This window comes from Methanocalculus sp., assembly GCF_029762515.1.
Lineage (GTDB): Archaea > Halobacteriota > Methanomicrobia > Methanomicrobiales > Methanocorpusculaceae > Methanocalculus.
This window is the reverse complement of sequence record NZ_JARVGN010000177.1, coordinates 1-4565: the sequence shown is the minus strand read 5'-3', so window position 1 is coordinate 4565 and position 4565 is coordinate 1. Positions and strand designations below refer to the sequence as shown.

General features: G+C 51.7%; 7 protein-coding genes. 3 read left to right on the top strand and 4 right to left on the bottom strand.

The window, feature by feature from the left end:
• Positions 1 to 466 (top strand): HepT-like ribonuclease domain-containing protein (locus QCH34_RS07330; RefSeq protein WP_300332333.1); only part of this gene is annotated, 466 nt, incomplete at its 5' end.
• 33 nt (positions 467 to 499) lie between these two features.
• Here the strand turns inward: QCH34_RS07330 and QCH34_RS07325 are convergent.
• Positions 500 to 1471 carry a YgjP-like metallopeptidase domain-containing protein gene (locus QCH34_RS07325; RefSeq protein ID WP_300332331.1) on the bottom strand — a complete coding sequence of 324 codons (972 nt, stop codon included), beginning with the start codon at positions 1469 to 1471 and terminating at the stop codon, positions 500 to 502.
• A gap of 86 nt (positions 1472 to 1557) precedes the next feature.
• Between QCH34_RS07325 and QCH34_RS07320 the strand changes: the two genes are divergently transcribed.
• Both QCH34_RS07320 and QCH34_RS07315 read left to right on the top strand, forming a co-directional pair.
• On the top strand, positions 1558 to 1926 hold the full coding sequence (locus QCH34_RS07320) for a Mov34/MPN/PAD-1 family protein (RefSeq protein ID WP_300332329.1): 369 nt from the start codon (positions 1558 to 1560) through the stop codon (positions 1924 to 1926).
• Positions 1927 to 2376, top strand: coding sequence for an FAD synthase (locus tag QCH34_RS07315; protein WP_300332335.1), 450 nt, complete (start codon positions 1927 to 1929; stop codon positions 2374 to 2376).
• Between the two features lie 86 nt (positions 2377 to 2462).
• Here QCH34_RS07315 and QCH34_RS07310 read toward each other — a convergent pair whose 3' ends face one another.
• The 3 genes from QCH34_RS07310 to QCH34_RS07300 all read right to left on the bottom strand — a co-directional run.
• Positions 2463 to 3509: a PAS domain S-box protein gene (locus tag QCH34_RS07310; RefSeq protein ID WP_300332327.1), complete on the bottom strand. Its 1047-nt coding sequence runs from the start codon at positions 3507 to 3509 to the stop codon at positions 2463 to 2465.
• Positions 3510 to 3956: a response regulator gene (locus QCH34_RS07305; protein ID WP_300332324.1), complete on the bottom strand. Its 447-nt coding sequence runs from the start codon at positions 3954 to 3956 to the stop codon at positions 3510 to 3512. It abuts the gene before it with no gap.
• On the bottom strand, positions 3953 to 4565 hold a 613-nt coding region (locus QCH34_RS07300; protein ID WP_300332322.1), incomplete at its 5' end, for an ATP-binding protein. The genes QCH34_RS07305 and QCH34_RS07300, both read right to left, overlap by 4 nt.

Here is a 4565-nt window from a genome sequence, read left to right as displayed (position 1 = left end):
CTTTATTGAGAAGAGGGCGGGTCAGAAGATTGTGCTCATCTCCCTCAAAGGCCTGAGGGATCAACTCACACCCTGTATCATGCAGGCGGAACCCCTCTCCCAGGCACAGGTTCTCCTCTTCCAGAGGGAGATCATCAGATCGATCACTGATATAGAACTCTCCTGCCGCGGGATCATTTACGAAGTCTTCCTCTCGGATGCAAAGACCAGTAACGCGGTTCTCTCTCATATCCGGACGATCGGGATCCTCAGCTCCTGCATTCCTGATGAGTATAAGGAAGCATCGCCATCTGTTCCCTGGGATGCACTGGGTGCACTCCCCGGCATGATCTCACCCTGCTATGGAACTGATCTCAGGCTCGTCTGGAATTGTGTGCAGCGGAGACTGCCGCAGATTCGGGAGGCACTCGAAACCCTGCCCGGTATGAACAGATCGAAAGAGGGTGCAAGGCGCCGGTTTTTCTAGGGGCGCCCCCTTATTCCGATCATCTCCCCTCCCTCAGAAGCAGTACTGCATCCCTTCCTTCTGGAGCTGATCATGGACTCCCTTAAATGTCGGGAGGAGTGTTGCCACCAGATCCCAGAACCGCTGCTGATGATTCCTTTCGACCAGATGGCAGACCTCATGGATAATTGTGTATTCCAGATATGGCAGCGGAGCCATCGCGACTCTGATATTTATGATGATTCCGTTCTTCGGGGTGCAGGATCCAAACCGTCGTTTCTGGTATCCAAACCGCACCCGGGGGCAGGCGACACCGATCGCCTCAGCTGATGCGACAGCAATTGCCATTGCAACAGGCATAATCTCTTCTGCATAACAGTCCATCACTGCTTTCCTTACCCGGAGGAGCTCCTCTTCTGCCCGACTGCCGGGGGGAAGGGCGATCCAGAGTTCGTCACGACAGATCGACGCGGAGATCTTTTTTTCCGATTGGGTATGACGGATCGTCAGCATCCGCCCCTGAAAGGGGATCGTCTCACCCTCTGCATACTGCCGTGAATGCAGATTATCACGCCATACCCTCTTCTTCGCACGGGTCTTCATGATCCATTTTGAAACATCTGCAATCGAGAACTCCGCCTCTGCTGCGTTGATTGGAACAGGGGATCGGATCTCAATAGCGAGATCATCACGGATGGTAATTGCGATCCGCTTTCTCTTCCTGTTGACTGTGATATAATAGGGAACCTCTTCACCGTCAAGTGTCACTGTGCCATTCCGAAATCTGCCGCTCGTATCCTTCTTCTGAAAGACTGAAATGATCCAGCCCTCGTTTGCCGTCAGGAACCGTCTGGCTGCCTTCTCAGCCATAGGTTCAGGCGATTCGATCTCAAGCCTTCCCCTCTCCCTGACGATGATGCAGGGGTATTTTCTTCGCCTGTTTATCCGAACCGAATAGGCAAATTCCACTCCGCCTACCGTGAAGAGGCCCCCCTGCCACTCCTTCTCCTGATCCCCGGCTCCCATCAGGGATTCTTTTTGTCCTGATGCGGGAAGAAGCCACTGTTCTCTTCAATAGCTTTCTTAGTCTCAGGTGAGAAAATACTAAAGATATGACAATCCGTGCCATCAGCCAGGAAACACTTTCCACACTCCTTGAGATGGCAAAGAGCCAGCACCCGCTTGAGTTTGTTGCCCTTCTCGAAGCGGATAACGGGGTTTTATCGGGCATAAACCTCCTCCCCGGCACCCGCCTTGATGAGCGGAGCGCATCGGTCCTCACCGATATGATCCCCCTTGGGATGTCATTCTCCGGGAGTGCACACAGCCATCCAAATGGTGTTATTGCACCATCAGATGCTGATATCGGGTTTTTCCCACGCTTTGGCTCATGCCACCTGATCATCGGATATCCGTATGGGCCCGATGACTGGCGTGCATTCTCCCGTGACGGATCAGAGAGATGCCTCGAGGTGATCTGACTGACACGGGTAGTTGCCACCGGCACCTTTGATATCATCCATCCGGGCCACCTCTTCTATCTGGAAGAATCCCGTGCACTTGGCGATGAACTCCATGTGATCGTTGCGCGCGAACAGAATGTGAGGCATAAGCCAAAGCCGATCATACCAGAGGATCAGCGGCTTGCCATGGTGCTTGGCTTAAAGCCGGTCGACCATGCTGTTCTTGGGGATCTGACCGACAAATTCAAACCCATCAGGGAGATTCAACCCGATATCATCACCATCGGATTCAACCAGCGGTTTGCCCCGGAGAGCCTTGAAACCGAGCTGAAGAGCCAGGGGCTGGATATCCGGGTTGTCAGGACAGGGCAGTTCGAAGATTGCGAATTCTGCTCCTCACGGCGGATCATTGACCGGGCCATGCTCCTGCGTGGATATGTGCCATCGGGAGACGATCAGACTCCATAACATTCTTTCTCATCTTTTCAGCAGAGTCCACCTCAGATGAAGTGAGATGGCAGTACGAAGCCTTGACGATGAGATTGCACTCCTCCTCATTGAGTGATATAATCGGGCTTCTCAAAACTGCCGATACTGTAGTTCCTCCGTAAGAACCTCCGGACATTCTCCGAGTCGATCCATCCCTTATCGAGCTGTTTGATGATCTCGTTGATCCTGTCCACCTGTTCCACGATCTCGGTTGTGATCTCGTCGCCTGAGAGGGCGGAATAGCCGACGATCACCTGGAGCGGGTTTCTGATATGATCGGCCAGGATTGCAAACTGCTCGATATTCCGGTCAATCTGGATAAATGCCTCTATCTGGATACGTTCTGCCTCTTTCTTCTCTGTGATATCCCGTATCACCGCCGATGCCGCATCCGGGTTTTCTTTGAGGGGAATATGGCTGAGACTCACTTCAATATCTCTTTGTTTCCCGTCTTTCTGGTGTATTGTCCCTTCAATCAGCCCGGTATTTTCAGGGATGACCCAGTGTCCCGCATCTTTTTTAATGCATCCTTGTATGAGCTCATCGATTCCCATGGAATGGATCTCGTCTTCTGTATAGCCAAAGATCTCCGATATCTTCTCATTAGATTCGATGATTTTTCCCGTTTTCTGGTCGAAGATGATAATTCCCTCTGAAATCTGCAGGATAAGGCTCCGGTAACGCTCTTCGGACTCTCTCAGTGCTTCTTCTGCACGCCTCCTCTCCTTCCGATCCTCGGCCTCTTTTAATGCACGGGATATCGATGGAATAAGACGGATGAGATTGTCCTTCATCACATAATCCTCGGCACCGGATTTAACCAGTTCAACCGCCGCTTCTTCGCCGATTGCACCGGAGACGATGATTATTGGAGTATCTATTCCCTGATGCCTGACAATCTGGATCAGCTGGTCTCCTCCAAATCCCGGCATATGGTAATCCGAGAGGATGATATCCCACTCCCCACTCAGAAGCGCCCCGGATAATGTCTTTGCATTCCATACCCTGACGGTATCCGGGGTATATCCACCTTTTCTGAGCGCCCTGATGAGAAGGAGCGCATCATCCTCGGTATCTTCAGCGATAAGCACCCGAAGTTTCGCATCCATCATCTATATCCTCGATTGCGGGCTTGTGTTCAGAAGCAGCCAGTAGTTTCCAAGGGTTCGGACCGCTTCGACAAACTCGGTAAAATCAACAGGCTTTCGGATATAGCTGTTCGCACCAAGTGCATAGCTTCCGATAACATCCTCATCCTCAACCGAGGTGGTGAGGATGATTACAGGGATCACACGCGTCCTCTCGTTGCTACGGATCTCTTTTAGCACCTCAAGCCCGTTGACTTTTGGGAGTTTGAGATCGAGGAGGATGATCACCGGGAGATCATCCTGATCCCGCTCCGCATATGAACCGGTGGCAAAAAGATAGTCAAGAGCCTCCTGGCCGTCACGGACAGCTGCGATAGGGTTTGCAATCCTGTTCTTTTGAAAAGCCCTCAGGGTCAGAAGCTCGTCATCCCTGTTATCCTCAACAAGTAGAATGGTGCCTTTTGAGATCACTGCAACACTCCTGCTCTTTCTTTTGAACCGAGAGTGAAATAAAAGGTGGCACCCTGACCAGGTATTCCTTCTGCATGGATTGTACCTTCATGTTTTGAAATAATCCTGGCTGTTGTTGCAAGGCCGATTCCGGTTCCCGGGAATTCATCTGTTGTGTGGAGTCGGGAGAAGGGGAGAAAAAGCCGTTTTTCATATGCCATATCAAAGCCGTCTCCATTATCGGAGATGCAATAGGTTGTGAGATCCCCTCTCTTCTCTGAGCTGAAGATGATCTCTGTCTTCTCCTTCTTCCCGGTGAATTTCCATGCATTTGAGAAGAGATTTGAGAGGACGATCCGCATAAGCCCCCGGTCTGCCGAGACGACCATCCCGTCTTCGATCTCAACCTTAACGTTCTCACGAGGTTCCTGCTCCATAATCTCTTCAACTACCTCGTGTGCAAGCTCTGAGAGGGAGAACTTCTGGCGATGGAGTTCTGCCCGTGAGATCCGTGACAGGAGGAGGAGATCGTCGATGAGGGTTCCCATCCGATCAGATGCCGATCTGATCCTTTCGAGATAGAGGCGGGCATCCTCTGGGAGAGCGTCTTCGAAATCCTCCTGAATCGCA